Here is a 19,279-nt window from a genome sequence, read left to right as displayed (position 1 = left end):
CTGATTTATTGTTCAACGCTCAGCGTTTCATCCGATAACGCACCAGGTCCAAAATCCACACCAGCAGCAATACCATGCCGGCCAAGGCAATATTTAACAAGGCAGCGCTGGCCGCAACGCTGTCACCCAGAATCAGCTCATAACCGCCGTACAACCATGCCGGAATCCACCAACCCGCTATGTCTACAGATTCCACCGGGGCCACCAGAATAGCCGCCAACGCAGCCAGCAACAGTGTGCGCAAACCGTAAAACGGCAAAAATCGCAACAACCGCTGCATCATCCATAAAAACAGCACCAGGCCTACACCGTAGGCGGCCCAAAACAGCCAGTACACGTTCTGCAATTCCGCATCCATTATGTCATTACCCAGTGAATAATATGTTCTTCCCAGTCTTGCTCGGCCACGGCGGCCTCTGACACCACCTTACCGCGCACCGACACACCCGCATCGTGCACGGATTGCGGATCGCCACTGCGCAGCGGGTGCCAATCGGCCAATGGGCGACCGTCTGCCAGAGTGCGATAGGCACAGGTAGAGGGCAGCCAGTGATAATCCGGCAATGTTTGCGGCGTAATCAGCGTGCATCCGGGTACTTTTTTCAACCGCTCGGGGTAAACCGTGCAACCGCAGGTGTCAGTATCCATGTACTGGCACACTAAATCCGTGTGGTATACCTCACCGGTGTCTTCATCTTCCAGCTTGTTCAGGCAACACTTCCCGCAACCGTCACACAGAGATTCCCACTCGGTCGGTGTCATCTCATGCAGGCGTTTGCGCTGCCAGAATGGCACCTGAGCAATCATCGGTTGCGCTGCCCCAGTTTCATCTTGAACTCGACAATCGCCATGTCCTGCTCTTCCGGCATCTGCAGTAAAAAGCCTTTGTCCGCAATGCCCGCCAGAACCCGTTCGGCGCTGGTGCGAGCCAGTTTACGCTCGGGTGTCAACACCAAATCCATGGCGTGTACCGGCTTGCCAAACAAGGTGCGCAGGGTTTCAGGCAAATCATCCCAAAGGTGCCCTCGGCGCACATACAGATAGGTATCGGGCTTTTTACTGCTGCGAAAAACGGAAACAAAGTCGCGGGTTTTGGTCACGAAAGCAGTTCCTCGATGGTGCCCCGAACCGGAGCCAGTATCTGGCTGCGCCAGCCTTCAAAAAACGGGTTACCCGCCAGCTGCTGTTGCTGCACAACGGCTTCCAGGCGTTTGCGCGGCGCCAGCAATTCTATAGGAATATCAGCCGATTCCGCAGCACGCACAAAATGTTTTTTCAACTGCTTGTAAACGCCCTGCTGGTCTCGGGTCAACGACGCCGGAATCGGCTCTATGGCCACATCATCGGCCGCATCTGCTTTTGCGATCAGCGCCAGCAGAGCATCGCCGTGGCGCCGAACCTGGCCGGATGCCAGGCCCTGAATGTCTGACAGAGCGTTCAGGGTTTTGGGCTGCGTCTCGGCCATTGCCAGCAACAAAGGGTCTGCCATTACCCAGTTACGGGGCTTGTCCTGGCGATGACATTCGCGCTCGCGCCAGCTAACCAACGCCTGCAGCACTTGTTGCTGCGAGGCGCTTAAGGGCCAACCGCCGCGCAGCTTTAAATAATGCCGGGTGGGATCGTCCTGGCTTGCCAGGTCTGCAGCAAAGCGAGCGGATTCTTCCACCAAGGCCTGCTGAAGCCCGCGCTTGGGTAAAACGTTTTGCAGCCAGTCATAAATCGGCTTTAAAAAGCGCACGTCATCAATGGCGTAGCGCTGCTGTAAATCGCTCAAAGGCCGTGAAATCCAGTTAGAGCGGGTAAGCGTTTTGTCCAGGCTTTCACCAAACAGGCTTTCAACCAATTTGGCGTAACCCATAGAAAACCCGAGCCCGGCAAAGGCCACGCCCAACTGCAGATCAATCACGCCCTGCATGGGAATGCCCAACCAATGGCGAAACAGTTCCAGGTCTTCACTCACCGCGTACAACAGCTTCGGGCGTTGCCCGTCTTCCAAGGCCGCGCGAAAACCGGCAGAGGCCTCAGCCACTTCCGGGTTCACCAGGCGAAATTGATCGGCCAGCCCAAGCTGCACCAGGCCCGGTATCGGGTAGTAGGTGCTCACCCGCTCGAATTCGGTATCGAGGGTCAAAGGCTCTGTGGGCTGCGCCGCCAGCCAGTCGTCCAGCTGCTCAGGGGTCTCCAGCCATAGCACCGGCTCGGATGGCGCCGGCGCTGTCAGCCGGGGAAGTTCATTCGCATTCATAAAATTGCCCGATCGGGAAATGGCTTAGCCAGCTAAAGGTTTGCGGCCGCGGAAAGCGTGGGTCAGGGTAAAACCATCGACATAACCCAACTCGCCACCCACCGGAATGCCGTGGGCCAGCCGGGTAATCAGTACGTTGTTGTCGGCCAGGCGGTCGGCAATGTAGTGCGCCGTCGCTTCGCCTTCCACGGTGGGATTGGTGGCCAGTATTAACTCGGTCACGCCTTCATCGCGCACCCGGTGAACCAGCCGGTCAATGCCAATCTGCTCCGGCCCAATGCCATCAATGGGGGATAAATGCCCCATCAGCACAAAATAACCGGCGCGGTAGTCACCGGCCTGCTCGATGGCCAACAGGTCTGACGGGCTTTCCACCACGCACAGCACACCGGTGTTGCGCTCCGGGTTTTCGCAAATACCGCAGACGTCGGTGTCGGCAAAATTCTGGCAGCAATCACAGCGGCGCACGCCGTACATGGCCCGGCCCAAAGCATCACCCAGGCGGCTACCGCCACTGCGAGCGCGTTCCAGCAAATGAAAAGCCATACGCTGGGCGGTTTTCTGGCCTACGCCGGGTAGCACCCGCAAGCTTTCAACCAACTCATCCACCAGAGGACTGAACGCCATAATATTCCCTAAAATTCAATAAGTTAGAAAGGCATCTTAAAGCCGGGAGGAAGACCCATACCCGACATCATGCCAGACATTTTGTCTTTCTGATTGGCGTCCACACGGCGCACGGCGTCATTCACTGCCGCCGCCAGCAAGTCTTCAAGAATGTCTTTTTCTTCGCTCATCAAAGACGGATCAATCTCCACTTTACAAACGTCGTGGCGGCCGTTCATTACCACCCTCACAAGCCCCGCACCGGATTCGCCAGTCACTTCTGCTTTGGCGATTTCTTCTTGGGCTTTTTGCATGTTTTCTTGCATTTTTTGGGCTTTTTTCATCAGCTCGCCCATGTTGTCCGTCATCACGTTATCTCCTGTTTGAGCCGGCCGGGCTCTTTATATCGGCCTGACTCTTGTCGTCGGCCGGGCGCTTTTTGGGGACTTCAATCGGTCGAATACTGTCTTCCACCACGCGGGCAGCAAATCGATCCACAATCGATTGTACCAGCGGGTCGGTGCGAATGGCCTGCTCCGCCGCCTGCTGCCGAACCTTGCGCTGGCGCTCTTCATAAGCAGCCGGCGTGTCGTCTGGCTGCCCCCTTTCTATACGTAATTCAGTGGCGTCACCGAAACGAATTCTCAAGGCGGCCAGAATTTTTTCTTCGTGGCGGGCGTTCAGCAGCCGCGCGTGGCCCTCGTCAATGGTCAGCAGCACGTCATTGCCTTGGTGCAGCATAGAGCCGTGGCTGGCCAGATTCCCCGGCATGCCCGCAATATTCAAGCTGCGAAAATCCCGCTGCCAAACAAATTCACCCGCCGGTAATGTCTCCTCCGCTACCTCTGGCTGCGCTGGCGATTCACTGGCCAATGGCAGTGGCTGGTCATCAGGCTGCGATTTTAGCTGAACAGCAGATTGCGGCTCTGACTGATTCTGCTGAGCTGGCTGATGCTCGGGCTCTGCGGGCAGCGGCTGTTGCTCTGGGGCAGAAGCCTCAAACGCCTCATCAGCGCCGTAAAGGGCACCGTCGTCAGGGTAATCTACGTCTGTGCCAGGCTGAGGCTCCCAAGGTGGAATCGACTCAACCGGCATTCGTGCTGCTGCTGGCGGCGCCGCCGAAGCTGCCGGGGCCACAGGCTCCGGCTTTGCGGGTACTGGCGCTGCAGGTTGATTCGAACTAGCAGCAACAGGGTCTGGTTCATCGCGGTTTCCGGCCGGTGCCGACTCCGCAGCAATCGCCGTGGGCGGTTCCCGGCGAGCGGTTCCGGGCCGGAATGCCAACATACGCAGCAGCGTCATTTCGAATCCCATGCGCGCGTCCGGCGTTATCGCCAGATCTTTGCGCCCCATCAACGCTACTTGGTAAAACAACTGGGCGTCTTCGGCACTCAGCTTCTTAGCCAGCGCATGAATCTGGTGCGCGTCGCCCAAGGCGTTGTCCGCACTGCCAGGCACCACCTGCTCCATCGTCACCCGGTGGAACAGCGACAACAGATCCGCCAGAATTACACCGTAATCCGGCGCAAAATCAGCAATACGGCTAATTTCTGTTAGCAATGCCGGGCCATCACGGCCAACCAAAGTGCCTACCAGGCTTTCGATATCACGCTGATTAATCGTGCCCAGCATGGAACTGACATCGCTTGCTGCCAACTGCTGGTTACCAAACGCAATTGCCTGGTCGGTCAGGCTCAGGGCATCGCGCATACTGCCGTCCGCTGCGCGCGCCAGAAGCCACAGGGCCGGCTCTTCAAAAGGAATCTTTTCAGCGGTCAGTACGTGGTTCAAATGGCCGGCGATGTGTTCCGGCGTCATCCGCTTCAAATTGAACTGCAGGCAGCGCGATAACACCGTCACCGGCAGCTTCTGGGGATCGGTGGTGGCCAACAGGAATTTAACGTGTTCTGGCGGCTCTTCCAGGGTTTTCAGAAAGGCGTTGAACGATTGAGTGGTAAGCATGTGCACCTCGTCAATCAGGTACACCTTAAAGCGCCCACGGGTGGGCGAATACTGCACGTTGTCTGTCAGCTCACGCATGTCGTCAACGCCGGTGCGCGAGGCCGCGTCTATCTCAATCAGGTCAACAAAGCGGCCTTCCTGAATTTCGCGGCAGCTGCCACAAACACCGCAAGGTTTCGCGGTAATGCCGGTTTCACAGTTCAAACAGCGGGCCAACAGGCGGCCAATGGTGGTTTTACCCACACCGCGGGTGCCGGTAAACAAATAGGCATGGTGCAGGCGCTGGCTTTCCAGCGCGTGAATTAACGCCTGAAGCACGTGTTCCTGCCCCACCATGTCTTCGAAGGTGCGCGGGCGCCATTTACGGGCAAGTACCTGGTAGCTCATAGTTCGCCAATTGCCGTGAAAAATAGCGTTAATACTAGCATGGATGCTAAAACCGAAAAACAAAGGGTAGACGTAATGAAGAGTGATTAAATAGTAATCGAGAAAGTGACAAGGAAAACAGCGGGTAGATAACGATAATTGACAGGAAAGCAAAAACAGAAAATAGGGGCTAAAACAGGTGGTGGCCCCACCAGCGACACTCCGGCACACATATCGACCGCTGCGGCTGCTCCCTTCCGGGTCTGACCGGGTTCACGGTTTCATGTTGCGAAGGCACCAATAGGGCCACCATAACGGCGTTTCAGAATGTTTCCCTGAAAGCGGGGCGCATACTAACAAACCCCATAAGGTACTACAAGAGCAACCGTATAACGCGTGCTCCGCCCACCGCCCGGCAACTTAAGCAAGCAGCCTTTTTCGGACAGCTCGGCCAGGTCTCGCGTGGCCGTTGCTTTGCTGACTCTCGCCAATGACTGGTATTTGCGTGCATTTATACCTTGATCAAACTCTTCACCCTTCGTATCCAGCAATCGGTTCAGCACTTTAATCTGGCGCTCATTCAGAACGGTACTGGCATGGCGCTGCCAGAATCGTGCTTTCGACAGCACACGATCCACTCTTAATAGCGCTTGTTGCAAGGCTTCTTCCAAGGTACTAACAAACCAGACGAGCCAAGAAGTAATGTCGAGGGTGCCACTCTGAGCTTGCTCCAAGTGGTCATAATAAGCACTGCGGCGCGCCATAATGGCTGCACTGAGGGAATAAAAACGCACTGACTGCAGTTCTGCCTGGGCAAGTGCGCGATCCGTTAAAGCTCTTGTGACACGCCCGTTTCCATCATCAAATGGATGTAAGGTAATTAACCAAAGATGGGTAATACCCGCACGAAGCAATAAATCGAGATGCTCAGGGGAATTGTTAAACCAATTTATAAAGAGAGCTAGTTCAGCTTCCAACCTGTCACGAGGCGGCGCTTCAAAGTGCACCCTTGGCCGATCAATTCGTCCAGATACCACCTGCATTGGCTGCTCACCCCTCAGCTGACCAACCAGCACCTTTGACAATCCTCCGGAGGAATCCGGGAAAAGCATGGACTGCCACTGACAAAGCCGCTCAACAGTTAAAGGGGAATCTGTTTGTTGGGTAACTTCCAAAAGCAATTTTACCAAAGAATCGGAAACGGGGGTGGTTTTCCCGAACACGCCGGCACTTTCCAAGCCAAGCTGACGTGCCACTGACGAACGCACCGAACTCACATCGAGATGTTCGCCCTCAATTTCACTGGTACGAATGGCATTTTGAATCAGGGCGTCCATTTCCACGTCAAGATCCGTCTGCTCCGGAGCCACGTCTGTCCGCCCCAGCAATCTGCCCTGCAACAAACGCACAGCATCCAGATTCGGACGCAATTTGGCCTCATCCCATTCAAAATGCGGCCACCCAATGTGTTCCCAGATGTACATGAGCCGATTAAATCTCTTTTTTGGTTCAAATATTGAGCCGATTATAATCTTTATTCGGCTCACACATCAAACCCAAGTCATCAACCGCAAATGTCAGGCTTCGTTTTCCCGGTGCCAAGTCTCGCTCAAACCGTCGTTTTGTTTTACTCTTCCTTCAGTCTGCAGTCACAATCACAAGCAGCCGCCAGAACAAACACCCGGAAGAGTCAATGGTTAACGATTTCAACGCCCTCAGCCACACCGTTGCGTTTATCACTTACGGCCTACTGGCGATTCTGATTGCCTCCCGCTACATGCGCCGCAATTCCGATCGTGCCCTGTTCTTTGCGGCACTGGTATCCACCTTGTGGGCAGCGGCTCTGGTAACCCAGTCCATCTGGGGATTTCCGGATTTTGCCGTGCGCTACTTGCTGGAACTGCTGCGCGACGGCGCCTGGATCGCCCTTATTTTCACCCTGCTGGGCAGCGCATTGCCAAACGACGGCACCGCGCGAAAAATCAAACTAGCCCTGGCAGGCGCCGTTATTGGCCTGCTAGTGGTACTGCTGCTAGTCAGCGTCGCTGAACACTTTGGCGTAAACCACATACTGAGCGGCAAAACAAAGATAGTGGGCCAGTTAGCGCTGTCGCTGATTGGCCTGCTACTGATCGAACAAATCTGGCGCAACTCCCTGGGCTTTCGCCGCTATAGCATTAAATACATGTGCACCGGCGTGGCCACCATCTTCATCTTTGATTTTGTAATGTACGCCGACGCCCTGCTGTTTGGCCAAATCAGCCAGAACTTCTGGGACGCCCGCGGGCTCGTCAACGCGCTGCTGGTGCCACTGTTTGCGGTAAACGTAGTTAACACCCGCAAACAACCCATAGATTTCCGGGTATCGCGGCGCGCCGCCTTTCACGTTGGCACACTGCTGTTCGCCGGCGCCTACCTGGTATTTCTGTCGGTTGCCGGCTACTACATCAAAACCGTGGGCGGTAACTGGGGCGACGCCCTGCGCATACTGTTCTTCACCCTGGCGCTGGTGTTCCTGGTTATCCTGCTGCTATCGCGCCGGCTGCGGGCCCGCCTGATGGTTGCCATCAGCCAGAACTTTTTTGACTACAAGTACGACTACCGCAATGAATGGCTAAAAATGACCAAAGAGCTGGCCAACCTGTCCGACTCGCCATCCCTGCCGGAACGGGTTATCCGCATTCTGGCCGACCTGGTGGAAAGCAACACCGGCGCCATCTGGTTGCAAGACGACCAGAACCACTACCAGTTAAAAGCCACCATCAACATGAGTTTCGATCGTCACACCCTGATTGATCCCAATGACGACCTGGTGCGCTATTTTCGCGATAAGGAATGGATCATAGACCTGAACGCCTATAAGGCAGACCCGGTTGCCTACGACTTATTAGAAGTACCCGACATTCTCAGCCAATGCCCCAATGGCTGGCTAATTATCCCGGTGTATTCAGGCAATGAGCTTTACGGCATGGCATTAATCGGCGCGCCCCTCACCCAGGTAGAACTGAACTGGGAGAACTTCGATTTAATCCGCGTGGTTGCACGCCAAACCGGCAACCTGTTGGCACAAGCCGATGCCCAAAGCGCACTCACCCGGGCCATGCAATTTGAAGCCGTTAGCAAAGCGTCTGCCTTCATGCTGCACGATTTGAAAACTGTGATCGCGCAGCTGTCCCTGCTGGTCAAAAACGCGCCAAGGCACCGCGACAACCCGGCGTTTATTGACGACATGATTCAAACCACAGACCACGCGGTGAACAAAATGTCGAACCTGCTCACCCACATCCAAAAGCCCCAAAACAGCCAAGGGCAAACCGCAGAAATGATCAACCTGACAGACGTACTCCGTAGCGCCTTAGCCGACGCCAGCAGACGCAATCCGCAACCGCATTTTGATTACCGAAACGGCGACGTGTGGATAAGGGCAGACGCCGAGCAGCTGGGTACCGTGGTGGGCCATTTGCTGCGCAACGCCCAGGAAGCCACGCCGCCAGACGGCGACATTGCTGTGACTTTAAAAGTCGCTCGCGGAACCGCCGTGGTGTTTATTCAGGATTCCGGCAGCGGCATGACCGAAGAATTCATCCGCAACCGCCTGTTCAAGCCTTTCGAAAGCACCAAGGGGCTGACAGGTATGGGCATAGGGGTTTACCAAACCCGGGAATACTTGCTGGAGCTTGGTGGAAGCATTGATGTCACCAGCGAACCGGGCCTAGGCTCGTGTTTTTCAATGCGCCTACCGCTCGCCGACGCCGCAGCTTCAACTTCAACTTCAACTGCAACTGCAACTGCAACCACAACCGCAACGAAAGAAACTCAGTCAAATCAATAGAAATACGACGCCACATAATACATGTCGATGCAAAAGCAAGAATTGGCACACACAACCGTTGCAAAATGCGGGCTTTGAGTTAAGACTTCAAAATATAGACACACGCGTTAACAAGGAACGAACAAACCCGTGACAAGACAATTACTGATTGTAGAGGACGACCCGGGTCTGCAAAGCCAGATGCGCTGGTGCTTCACCGACGACCTGCAAGTGTCAGTTGCCGCCGACCGCGAAACCGCCCTTGCCCTGCTGCGACGACTGGAACCTGAAGTGGTAACCCTAGACCTGGGCCTGCCGCCAGACCCCGGCGGAAGCACCGAAGGCTTCGCCCTGCTGGAAGACATATTACGCCTGGCACCGATGACCAAAGTGATAGTGGTGACCGGGCGTGAAGAAAAAGAAAACGCCGTAAAAGCCATCGGTATGGGCGCCGCCGACTTCTACCAGAAACCGGTAGACGCTGACATTCTCGGCTTTGTGGTTAACCGGGCGTTCCGCCTGGCCGAACTGGAAAAAGAAAACCTCGAACTGGCCAACCGCGACGTCACCAGCGTGAAAGGCATTATCGCGGCCAGCCCGCAAATGCTGGCGGTGTGTCGCACTCTTGAAAAGGTTGCCCCTACCGACATTACTACCTTGATCAACGGCGAAACCGGCACCGGCAAAGAAGTACTGGCCCGGGCCCTGCATGATCTAAGCCCGCGGGCAAACATGCCCTTCGCCGCCATCAACTGCGCGGCCATTCCAGATAACCTGCTGGAAAGCGAGTTGTTCGGCTATGAAAAAGGCGCATTCACCGGCGCCACCCAAAGCAAAAAAGGCAAAATTGAAAGCGCCAACGGCGGCACCCTGTTTCTGGATGAAATCGGCGACATGCCCATGGCGCTTCAGGCCAAACTGCTGCGTTTCCTGCAGGAACGAGTGGTAGACCGGGTCGGGTCACTAAAACCCACGCCAGTCGACGTGCGCGTGGTGTGTGCTACCCACCGCAATGTGAACGAATTGATTCAAGAAGGCACTTTTCGCGAAGACCTTTACTACCGCATCAGCGAAATCACCCTGGATTTGCCCGCGGTGCGTGACCGCGACGGCGACGCCCTGGTGATCGCACAGTCACTGCTGAAAAGCCTGAGCAAACAGCTAGACCGGCCCGGCCTGAGCTTCTGTGACGACGCTATAAGCGCCATAGAAACCTACCCCTGGCCCGGCAACGTGCGCGAAATGATCAACAAAATAAAACGCTCGGTGATTATGGCCGACGGCAAACGCATCACTATAGATGATCTTCAGCTGCCCCTAAGCACCGACAACACAGACGCCAACGAAAGCCAACTGAACCTGCGCAAAGTGCGAGAAAGAGCCGAACGCGCTGCCATCGTTCAAGCCCTGCGCACCAGCAACTCCAACATGGCGCAAGCGTCCCGACTTCTTGGGGTTACCCGCCCCACCCTGTACAACCTGACGGACAAATACCGGATTAACACCTCAGCCGGTGCTACGGAAAGCTAACCCAGGTATCGAGGACGGCGCCGGAGCCAGGGACGGATTTCAAATCCGTCCCCTACGCTAAAAGTTAAACCGAGGACAGATTTCAAATCTGTTCCCCTACCCAAACTTAGGGACAGATTTCAAATCTGCCCCTTACCTTCATCGGAGCCATAAACGATGTCGATAACAACACCCAAGAAAAAACTCCCGCGGCTGATCCTATTGGGCAGCTTGATGCTACCCCTGTTGAGCGCCTGTAACAGCGGCCCGGACACCTCCGAAGCGCTGTCGCACCTGAGTCGCGCAGACACCTACGCCGAGCAGGGCCAGTTCCGCTCGGCTATTCTCGAAATCAAAAACGCTATCCAGACCGAACCAGACAACGTCAGCCACATCGCCCGGCTGGGCGAACTCTACTTGGAACTGGGCGCCAACAGGCAGGCTGTTGAACTGCTGGAACCCTGGCTGAAAGACTACCCGCATGCGGTAGCCCTGCCTTTGGCCCGGGCCTATGTGGAAGAACGCAAACACCTGTCGGCCATCGAAACCCTGGCATTGGCAAACCCCGAAAGCTCTGATGAAAAACTCGAAGCGTCCCTGATCGAAGCCAAAGCCATGCGCCTGTCTGGCGACGTTGACGGGGCAGTCACCGCCTACAGAGACATTAGCGCCAATTACTCCACCAGCGTGGATGCCATAACAGGGCTAATAGAGAGCCATATTCAACAAGGCAATGCCCGTACTGCGCTGGGGGCCGCCAACGATTGGCTGGCCAGCCACGAAACCACGCCAGCCGTTCTCTATCTGAAAGGCCTGGCCCAATATCAGCTTGATGAACTGGAGCCCGCCACCGCCACACTCACCGACGCCGTTACCCAAATGCCGGCATCCGACATATTCATGCCATTAAGAGGCAAGTTACTGTCGCTGTTGTCACGGGTGTTGACTGAACAGGGCAAAATCACCGAAGCCCAGGTATACAGCCGCATCCTGGCTGAACAAACCGACTCAGGCGCCCGCGAACAGGGCGAAGCCGTTATCGCCGCCATTCAAGCTGGCAACTTTGACGAAGCAAAAACCATGCTGCGTGACATGCGCAAACTAGACCCCGACAACGAACAGCTGGCCTTAATGCTGGGCACCCTGTCTGCAGGTACCGGTGAATTGGAAGAAGGCGCCGAATTGCTGTCTGGAAATCTGGACCCGGAAACCACCCCAACCCGCTTTATTCGGGCCTCTACCATGGCCCAGATTGACGTGGGCGAACGGGAAGAAGCACTGGCCACTCTGGAACGTGCCGTAAAAGCCCGCCCCAACGACAACGATCTGCTGGCCATGCACGGCGTTCTGGCCCTGAGCATGCCCGGCCAGGAAGCCGCAGGCGTCACCAGCCTAAGCAAAGCCATCAGCAACGAACCCGATCGCACCCGTTTAAGGATTGCGCTGGCCCGGCACTACATCAATAACCAGCAAACCGAACAGGCCTTGGGCCAACTGCGGATGGCGTTTACCGCCCAGCCAGCAGACTGGGCAAGCACGGCTATCTATTTAAGCCTGCTGATCGACAGCGGTGAAACCCGCGAAGCCGAAGACGTACGCGACTCACTCATCAATGGCTATGGCAACGAGCCCCAAGCGGTTTTACTGGCCGCCATCGCTGACGGGCGCATGGGCAACACCGGCCCAGCCACCATCCGGCTTGAAAAGCTGACCACAGACAACCCGAACATGCAGCAGGCGCGCCTGGCCCTGGCAAACCTGTATGCCTCGACCAACAGCCCAGACAAAGCCGCTGAGCAATTTTTGGCCGCCGCCGTTATCACCCCGGATGTGATCGGACCGCTTCAGCAGGCCGGCCGGATTTACGCTACCACCCACAGCGTGGAAGAAGTTCAACAGTGGCTGGGCACCGTTGCTGAAACGCATCCGCCACTGGCACCAAACGCCAGCTTGTTGTCTGCGTTAATTCACATACAACAAGGCGATGTAGAACAGGCACGAACGATTCTTAAGCCAATGGCCAACGAAGATAACCCCATCGGCTACAGAGCCTACGGACAGCTACTGGCCGCAGAATCCGTTTTAAGCGCACAGGCCGAAGATTACTCAACGGCCCTGGCTAAAGCAGCAGAAGCCATTGCCATCCAGCCCGAAAACGTCGGCTTCGCAATGCTGCCCGCGCGCATACTCATCACTCAGGGTAAAAACGCTGAGGCGTTAGAAGCACTTCAAGCCGCCGCAGAAACCCACAACAACCACGTCGCCATTCTGATGGCCCAGGCCGACCTGCAAATGAACCAACAGCAGGACCAGCCAGCAACCGAGCTGTATGAACAAGTTGTGTTAACGCAGCCCAACAACGTGGTGGCGCTGAACAACCTGGCCTGGCTACTACGTGAAAAGAACAACAGCCGCGCCGTAGAACTGGCCAGCCGCGCCAGCGAGCTGGCGCCCGAAGCCCCAGACATACTCGACACCCACGGATGGGTTCTGCACCTGGGCGGCAACCACGCACAAGCCAAGCCCATCATTGAGAAGGCCTTAGCGCTGGCGCCAGATAACGCAGAAATTCAGGGACACTTGAACACCATAAACGATGCACTGTAAAACAACCTGACACTCCACGATCTTTGCAAACCGAAGCCGGGGACAGATTTCAAATCTGTCCCCTATTTAATGCCCCCACACACTACCCTGCATAACCCAAAAAGCCGCTGAATCACACATTCAGCGGCTTTCTTCATAACGATGTCGATTTTCTTTACAGCCACTAAATCATGACAACAAAAACCCTATAAGAAACAACAGGCTTAAAAGTTGGCACGGTAATCGCTTTGTATTACTCATGGAACGGGCAAGTGCCTGACCAGCAGCCAAACCATTTGTGAGGATGGGACGGAAAGCCAAGGATCTCTGAAGGAAAAGAGACAGCCTGGTTGCCAAGCAAACTATAAAGACATAATGCGAATCAACCGGAGAATACTCATGAAATTGAAACTTATTGCTGCAGCAGTTGCCCTGTCAGTGAGCGCATTTGCGGTCAACGCGACACCTGTGAACGTCGATGGACTCAATGGCGAAGATACGCTGCAAGACATCATTCAAAGCATAACCGTTGGCGGGCTATCTTCCATTGACGTGAACACCAGCCAGGCAGCCCCTGATGAAGTCTGGGTCAACACAGACTCCGGCATCAGCCCCGCCCGCTTCGTCGCCGAGATCGCGGGAAACTCCGCCATTAACAGTTTCGGTATCTACGACCCTAACGACATCACCAAAACCTTTACCATTTTCGGCGGCAGCGCAACACCAGGGTCACTGACCACGTTCGGCATTGACGGCGATGGCAGCGTATTCGCTGACATTGGTGGTTTTTCCGACACCGGCATTGACTTCTCTTCCTCCGCATTTGGCTTTTTCATGAGTAACGGCACCAACACCTTTTACTCTGAAAAGAGCAAGAACGGCGGTGAAGACCAAATGGTCGCTTTCCAAGGTGGCAGGGGCGACACCATCAACCTTCCCGGCTTTGGTGGCAACGCTGCGTGGACTGCTGGCGGATGGCTGATCGCGTTTGAAGACCAGCTATACAGCACCTCCGATCAGGACTTCAATGACTTGGTTGTATTTGTAGAGTCTGCCATGCCAGTACCCGAGCCAGGCACCCTTGCCTTGCTGGGCCTTGGTATAGCCGGTCTGGGCGCTGCCCGTCGCCGTCAAAAGTCTTGATTTAATCAGGCCTGAAAAAAGCCAGCTTCGGCTGGCTTTTTTTGTTTTAAATTTGTGTATTTCCAATTCTGAATAACCAGCACCTTCCTCAGCACTATCAACACCCCCCTAAAAACGAGCGTCGACTTTCTTTACGCTGTCGTTCATCACCTTACATTACCTCAACCTATTGATTTCAAAATTTGTCATGGAGAACTCGCGCAACTTGAACGAGCGATAGAGCAATGCAGCTGCCGAGAACGAAAACCCCTCTGTAAAGGTAACATCGTTGTATTCCCTAGCGAATTACGCTCCCCATGCAAGAACTGCAAACTAACGACAGGCACGACGTCGACATTTTATACACTCACCATACCCTCGCACTCCCGATTACTCTTTAACCGATTCTACCCTTCTGTATTTTGTGTACTTTTGTAACTTAGCCACTTTTTTGCTTTCTTAAGCTACTAGCCGCTTAGGGTTAAGGGACAGAAACTTCCCGGCTAAAGTCGCCGTCAAAAGTCTTGATTTAGTCATGCGTGAAAAAAGCCAGGATTAGCCTGGGGCCATGCCTGAATAGCCGGATGTTACTGTCGGATCTTTTTACACTAAAATTAAATACTTGTATGAATCCGGGGTTTTCTGTCGAATTCCTTTACGAATTCTTATTTTAAGCTTTTTTAAAACCGCGTATGTATATGATAAACAAATATTAAATGTAAATGGCACTGCTATTGCTTGTTAATAGATCAGAGTGATCGCAGTTCGGTAGATTCTGAACTTCGCAAAGCCGATACATATAAATCAAATGGAGAACATCATGGGTAACATTAAAAGCATTATTGCGGCTGCAGCGCTGCTGGGGATGAGCGGCGTCGTGGCTGCCGGTCCAATGACTTGGGAAGATAGCCACTCACCCGCAGAAGATATATACATGAGCGGATCGTTTTTTGGCGCTAAAGACACTTATAGCTGGACCTTCGATATTACTAACGATGGCTTCAACTTGGGCAGCGACTCGGTCACGAGCTATGGCATCACATTGGATCTTCGTGATGACAGCAACAGTTTTTTTGATTTCTGGGAGTTCGCGTTCTTTGACCAGCCCGGACTGGCAGGCGACCGGACATTCGAGGTCAATACTGGTGACGAGGAGATTGGTTTCTCTTTGGCTGGTCTGATCAGCATGAACCTCGATGGCATGCTGAACGTCGCTCTGACTGCGACAAGTGGTGACTTCTACTTCAAAGGCGCCACACTGGTGGCCGATGGCATCTCTAAAGACGTACCAGAGCCCGGCACCCTAGCCCTACTCGGGCTAGGCCTGGCAGGCCTTGGCGCTGCCCGTCGCCGTCAAAAGTCTTGATCTAATCAGGCCTGAAAAAAGTCAGCTTCGGCTGGCTTTTTTTGTGCGCCCGGCAAGGGCGACCGACCGAGGGAATGGCGAGCCAGATAAAAGCTGAAACGTTCTGCTCAAGTCGTCGGTATAAATATCAGCTTGAAGAGCTCCAAAATTAAGCAATGTGTACTCGTAGATAGCGGCAAAGTCCTCAGCCGCCAGGTTTGAAAGCTTGTACATGGTGTTGTCGTTTTATTCGAGCGGCAATGTCATGCAAAAACAGGTCGCTTTCTCCACTCCCCTCTTTTGTGTTTTCACACTCCTGAATAAACAGTATCCTCTGCACTATTAATACACACAGCAGGCCCGCACTGTTCTATAAAGCTGACCAGCAGCCGCATCTGCACATCACCTGTGTTTCATAGGGCCAGACCGATGCCAATAACAACACCCCAAAAAAAACTGCCCCAAATTATTCTATTGGCCAGCCTGCTTCTGCCGCTGCTCAGCGCCTGCAACAACAGCTCAAACGATTCAAACAGCTCAGAAGCGCTGCCTCACCTGAACCGCGCAGACACCTACGCCGAGCAGGGTCAGTACCGCTCCGCCATACTCGAAATCAGAAACGCCATCCAGGTCGAACCGGATAATGTCGCCCATATCGTGCGTTTGGCCGAGATATACCTGGAACTGGGCGCTAACCAACAAACCATTAAGCTGCTAGAGCCCTGGCTAAAAGACGCCCCGAAATCCGTCGCTCTGCCACTCGCCCGCGCCTATGTGGCGGTACGAAAACACCTGTCGGCCATAGAAACCCTGGCGCTGGCAAATCCCGCAACCAACAGCGAAAAACTCGAAGCAGAGTTAATAACCGCAGAAGCCCTGCGCCAGTCTGGCAAAGTGGTTGAAGCGATCGCAGTTTACCGCGGCATCAGCAAAAAAAATCCCACCAACGAAGCAGCCTTGATAGGTCTTGCAAACGGCCAGTTTCAGCTGCGTGACCCTGCCGCAGCTCTTATCACCGTTAATAGCTGGCTTGCCGACAAACCAACAAGCGCTTCGTTACTGCACCTGAAAGGCACAGCCCAATACCAGCTCCGAGATCTTGAACCCGCCGCCGTCTCACTGACAGCCGCCGTTACCCAGCTGCCCGCCTCCGATATATTCTTGCCACTGCGGGGCGAAATACTCACGCTGTTGTCGCGAGTGTTAACCGCACAAGGCAAAATCGACGAAGCTCAGGTTTACAACCGTATCCTTGCGGAGCAAACCGACCCCGGCTCACGGCAGCAAAGTGAAGCCATTATCTCTGCAATTCAAGCCGGCAAGTTTGACGACGCCAAAATCATGCTGCGGGACATGCGCAAACTGGATCCCAACAACGAACTGCTGGCGTTAATGCTGGGCACCCTGGCTGCAAGCACCGGCGAACTAGAGGAAGGCGCCGAACTGCTGTCCGAAAATCTGGACCCGGAAACCAGCCCCACCCGCTTCATTCGCGCCTCTACCATGGCCCAGATTGACATGGATAAACGCGTGGAAGCCCTGGCAACATTAGATCGTGCCGTAAAAGCACGGCCGAACGATAACGACTTACTCGCCATGCACGGCATTCTGGCTCTAAGCATTCCAGAACACGCGAATCAAGGCGTTGCCAGTGTTAACAAAGCCATCAACAACCAGCCCGACCGCTTAAGGCTGCGCTTTGCATTGGCTCGCCACCACCTCGAAAAGCAGGAACCAGAGCTGGCGCTCGGCCACCTGAGAATAGCATTTGCAACCAATCCGGCAGATTGGGTAGTTACCAGCACCTACCTAAACACCCTGATCGACCAAGGCGAGCACAAAGAAGCCCGTGAAATCCGAGACGCCCTTATAAATGGCTACGGCAACGAGCGCGAGGCGGTGCTGATCGCCACCATGGCTGACACCAGGCTGGGAAACTTTGAAGCAGCGCGAACCGCCTTAACGGGCCTTAAAAACAACGGGTTTGCGCCGGCCAAAAGCGCTTACGCCGAATTGCTGATGGCCGAAACAGAAGCCGCGGTAGCCGCCGGCAACTGGACACAGGCTCGCAGCAAAGCCGCAGAAGCCATTGCGTTACAGCCAAACAACATCCGCTTCGCGTTACAACCCGTCGCCATAGCCGAACTGTCTGGCGACATGACCGGCGCCATCACCGCACTGGACTCGGTCGAGGCCACTCATGGCAAAGACATAGCCAGCATACTGGTAAGAACTGATTTATTAAGAAAATCAAAAGGTGACAAAACCGCGCACGATTATTTACGCGGCGAGTGGCGGGCAACAGGGCAAGTCAAACTTGTACCCTCACTGATGATACTCGCCAAAATTCAGGCCCCGGAAACTCTGGACGAACTGTCACAACTCTGGGTAGAGGCCACCCCAAAAAACCCCACTGCACTGCTGGCGCGTGCCGATTTACTGATGAGCACAAACAGACACACGGAGGCACAAACCGTTTATAAAAACATCCTCGGCCTAACACCGCAAAACACAGCCGCGCTTAACAACCTGGCGTGGCTGCTGCGCGAATCAGATCCAACCAAAGCCTTGGCGCTGGCCAAACGCGCAACCGAACTGGCGCCAAAAAACGCCTCCATACTCGATACCTACGGGTGGATTCTTCATCTTTCAGGAAATCACCCGGAAGCCAAAGAACTCATTCAGCAAGCTCTGAAACTGGCGCCCAACAGCCAAAATATTAAAAAACATCTGAAAGCCGTAGAAAAAAAGCTGTAACAACAACATCCGTTAATTGGGCCCGTAAAAGCCTCCCGACATCTGTCGATAAAACTTACACATTGGCTAATGTGTAGAATCAAAATCTATAAAAACTCATTAAAAACAGTACTTTATAATTCTGGCATGTTTTTCGCTTGAACCAATTTAGAATCAATACTGTACGGAGCAAAAGCCATGAGCATCGCAAAATTTATTATGGGTACCGCGCTGGTTACCGTCGCCACCTTTGTTTGCGCTGCGCCTCAATACAATCACTCCGTATACGCTAACTTCCCGGTAGCGCTCGACCAAGGCTCAAACGGCGGCAACATCGATAACAGCCTGCAAAGCGGAATGGCGGGGTACTACATTTGGAACTCTACCCCCAAAGACTGGCACATTCGCTGGACCGGTGATTCCACATCTAATACCGGTGGCTCCACACCGAATGAATACTTTACGGGAAACTTTTCGTTTCTCAATGGCGCGCTAGGGTCAGTAACACGTGTTCGTTTTGAACAGAGCAATGTTTCAGAACCCCGCATTGAGGGATCATCGAATACAGCCAAATTGACAGCCGTAGGGAACGAAGACGCAAGTGAAGACGGCAGTATAGAAGGTGAGTCCATTTATCTCGGTCAAAACTTTGATAAACCAGACGTCGAGATACTTCAAGACGCAGTCAAAAATTTTGGCGATGGTGATATTGCTCTGAACGGTCAATCCTTTGAAATAACCGTGCCAGAACCCGGAACTCTGGCCCTGCTAGGCCTTGGGCTACTGGGTTTGGGCGCCGCTCGCCGTCATCAAAAGGCCTGATTTTGCCAAGCCAGGGGCCGGCCAAACTGAAACCGGGTACAGATTTCAAATCCGTCCCCAACCCTATAGTCTAAGAAGCCAGCTCCGGCTGCCTGTTTTATATGCGAAGTTCGGTTTCTCCAGAGCACTAAGTCTCGGTATCCTATCCACACTCAATACCTCAGGCAGA

At 54.3% G+C, this 19,279-nt stretch carries 16 protein-coding genes, 1 other RNA gene and 1 riboswitch; of the genes, 7 read left to right on the top strand and 10 right to left on the bottom strand.

Features of this window, described 5'->3' with window-relative positions; translation table 11 throughout:
- Positions 1 to 19: 19 nt before the first annotated feature.
- The 9 genes from MIH18_RS00330 to MIH18_RS00290 all read right to left on the bottom strand — a co-directional run bounded on the left by MIH18_RS00330 (position 20) and on the right by MIH18_RS00290 (position 6,663).
- Positions 20 to 358 carry a hypothetical protein gene (locus tag MIH18_RS00330; RefSeq protein WP_249013576.1) on the bottom strand — a complete coding sequence of 113 codons (339 nt, stop codon included), beginning with the start codon at positions 356 to 358 and terminating at the stop codon, positions 20 to 22.
- The gene (locus MIH18_RS00325; protein ID WP_249013575.1) at positions 358 to 807 is read right to left on the bottom strand and encodes a YcgN family cysteine cluster protein; all 450 of its coding nucleotides are present in this window, start codon (positions 805 to 807) and stop codon (positions 358 to 360) included. Before MIH18_RS00325 ends, MIH18_RS00330 begins: the two co-directional genes overlap by 1 nt.
- Entirely contained in the window at positions 804 to 1,100 is a 297-nt protein-coding gene (locus MIH18_RS00320; protein ID WP_249013574.1) for a YcgL domain-containing protein, read from the bottom strand. Before MIH18_RS00320 ends, MIH18_RS00325 begins: the two co-directional genes overlap by 4 nt.
- Entirely contained in the window at positions 1,097 to 2,245 is a 1,149-nt protein-coding gene (locus tag MIH18_RS00315) for an HRDC domain-containing protein (protein WP_249013573.1), read from the bottom strand. Before MIH18_RS00315 ends, MIH18_RS00320 begins: the two co-directional genes overlap by 4 nt.
- Before the next feature lie 24 nt (positions 2,246 to 2,269).
- On the bottom strand, positions 2,270 to 2,872 hold the full coding sequence (recR, locus tag MIH18_RS00310; RefSeq protein ID WP_249013572.1) for a recombination mediator RecR: 603 nt from the start codon (positions 2,870 to 2,872) through the stop codon (positions 2,270 to 2,272).
- Positions 2,873 to 2,895: 23 nt separating this feature from the next.
- Positions 2,896 to 3,219, bottom strand: coding sequence for a YbaB/EbfC family nucleoid-associated protein (locus MIH18_RS00305; RefSeq protein ID WP_249013571.1), 324 nt, complete (start codon positions 3,217 to 3,219; stop codon positions 2,896 to 2,898).
- A gap of 4 nt (positions 3,220 to 3,223) precedes the next feature.
- A complete protein-coding gene (gene dnaX, locus MIH18_RS00300; RefSeq protein WP_249013570.1) occupies positions 3,224 to 5,200 on the bottom strand; it encodes a DNA polymerase III subunit gamma/tau in 1,977 nt (658 codons plus the stop codon).
- A 185-nt stretch (positions 5,201 to 5,385) separates the two neighbouring features.
- Positions 5,386 to 5,482: signal recognition particle sRNA small type (gene ffs, locus MIH18_RS00295), an RNA gene on the bottom strand.
- 50 nt (positions 5,483 to 5,532) lie between these two features.
- Entirely contained in the window at positions 5,533 to 6,663 is a 1,131-nt protein-coding gene (locus tag MIH18_RS00290) for a Fic family protein (protein WP_249013569.1), read from the bottom strand.
- Between the two features lie 209 nt (positions 6,664 to 6,872).
- Between MIH18_RS00290 and prsK the strand changes: the two genes are divergently transcribed.
- The 5 genes from prsK (at position 6,873) to MIH18_RS00265 (ending at position 15,573) form a co-directional block, all read left to right on the top strand.
- Positions 6,873 to 9,011, top strand: coding sequence for an XrtA/PEP-CTERM system histidine kinase PrsK (gene prsK, locus MIH18_RS00285; RefSeq protein ID WP_249013568.1), 2,139 nt, complete (start codon positions 6,873 to 6,875; stop codon positions 9,009 to 9,011).
- Positions 9,012 to 9,140: 129 nt separating this feature from the next.
- A complete protein-coding gene (gene prsR / locus MIH18_RS00280; RefSeq protein WP_283164807.1) occupies positions 9,141 to 10,520 on the top strand; it encodes a PEP-CTERM-box response regulator transcription factor in 1,380 nt (459 codons plus the stop codon).
- Between the two features lie 156 nt (positions 10,521 to 10,676).
- The gene (locus MIH18_RS00275) at positions 10,677 to 13,106 is read left to right on the top strand and encodes a tetratricopeptide repeat protein (RefSeq protein ID WP_249013567.1); all 2,430 of its coding nucleotides are present in this window, start codon (positions 10,677 to 10,679) and stop codon (positions 13,104 to 13,106) included.
- Between the two features lie 255 nt (positions 13,107 to 13,361).
- A riboswitch (cyclic di-GMP riboswitch) is annotated at positions 13,362 to 13,443 on the top strand.
- Positions 13,444 to 13,484: 41 nt separating this feature from the next.
- Positions 13,485 to 14,228: a PEP-CTERM sorting domain-containing protein gene (locus MIH18_RS00270; RefSeq protein WP_249013566.1), complete on the top strand. Its 744-nt coding sequence runs from the start codon at positions 13,485 to 13,487 to the stop codon at positions 14,226 to 14,228.
- Positions 14,229 to 15,027: 799 nt separating this feature from the next.
- Positions 15,028 to 15,573 (top strand): PEP-CTERM sorting domain-containing protein, encoded by a 546-nt coding sequence (locus tag MIH18_RS00265; protein ID WP_249013565.1) that lies wholly within the window; start codon positions 15,028 to 15,030, stop codon positions 15,571 to 15,573.
- 21 nt (positions 15,574 to 15,594) lie between these two features.
- Here MIH18_RS00265 and MIH18_RS00260 read toward each other — a convergent pair whose 3' ends face one another.
- Positions 15,595 to 15,786, bottom strand: coding sequence for a type II toxin-antitoxin system RelE/ParE family toxin (locus tag MIH18_RS00260; RefSeq protein ID WP_249013564.1), 192 nt, complete (start codon positions 15,784 to 15,786; stop codon positions 15,595 to 15,597).
- Positions 15,787 to 15,981: 195 nt separating this feature from the next.
- Here MIH18_RS00260 and MIH18_RS00255 point away from each other — a divergent pair, with 195 nt between their 5' ends.
- Both MIH18_RS00255 and MIH18_RS00250 read left to right on the top strand, forming a co-directional pair.
- Positions 15,982 to 18,309 (top strand): tetratricopeptide repeat protein, encoded by a 2,328-nt coding sequence (locus MIH18_RS00255; protein ID WP_249013563.1) that lies wholly within the window; start codon positions 15,982 to 15,984, stop codon positions 18,307 to 18,309.
- 177 nt (positions 18,310 to 18,486) lie between these two features.
- Positions 18,487 to 19,110, top strand: coding sequence for a PEP-CTERM sorting domain-containing protein (locus MIH18_RS00250; RefSeq protein WP_249013562.1), 624 nt, complete (start codon positions 18,487 to 18,489; stop codon positions 19,108 to 19,110).
- Positions 19,111 to 19,279: the final 169 nt, after the last annotated feature.

It is taken from the genome of Marinobacter sp. M3C (genome assembly GCF_023311895.1).
GTDB lineage: Bacteria > Pseudomonadota > Gammaproteobacteria > Pseudomonadales > Oleiphilaceae > Marinobacter.
Note: the sequence above shows the minus strand (reverse complement) of the source record. Positions and strands in the feature narration are given on the sequence as shown.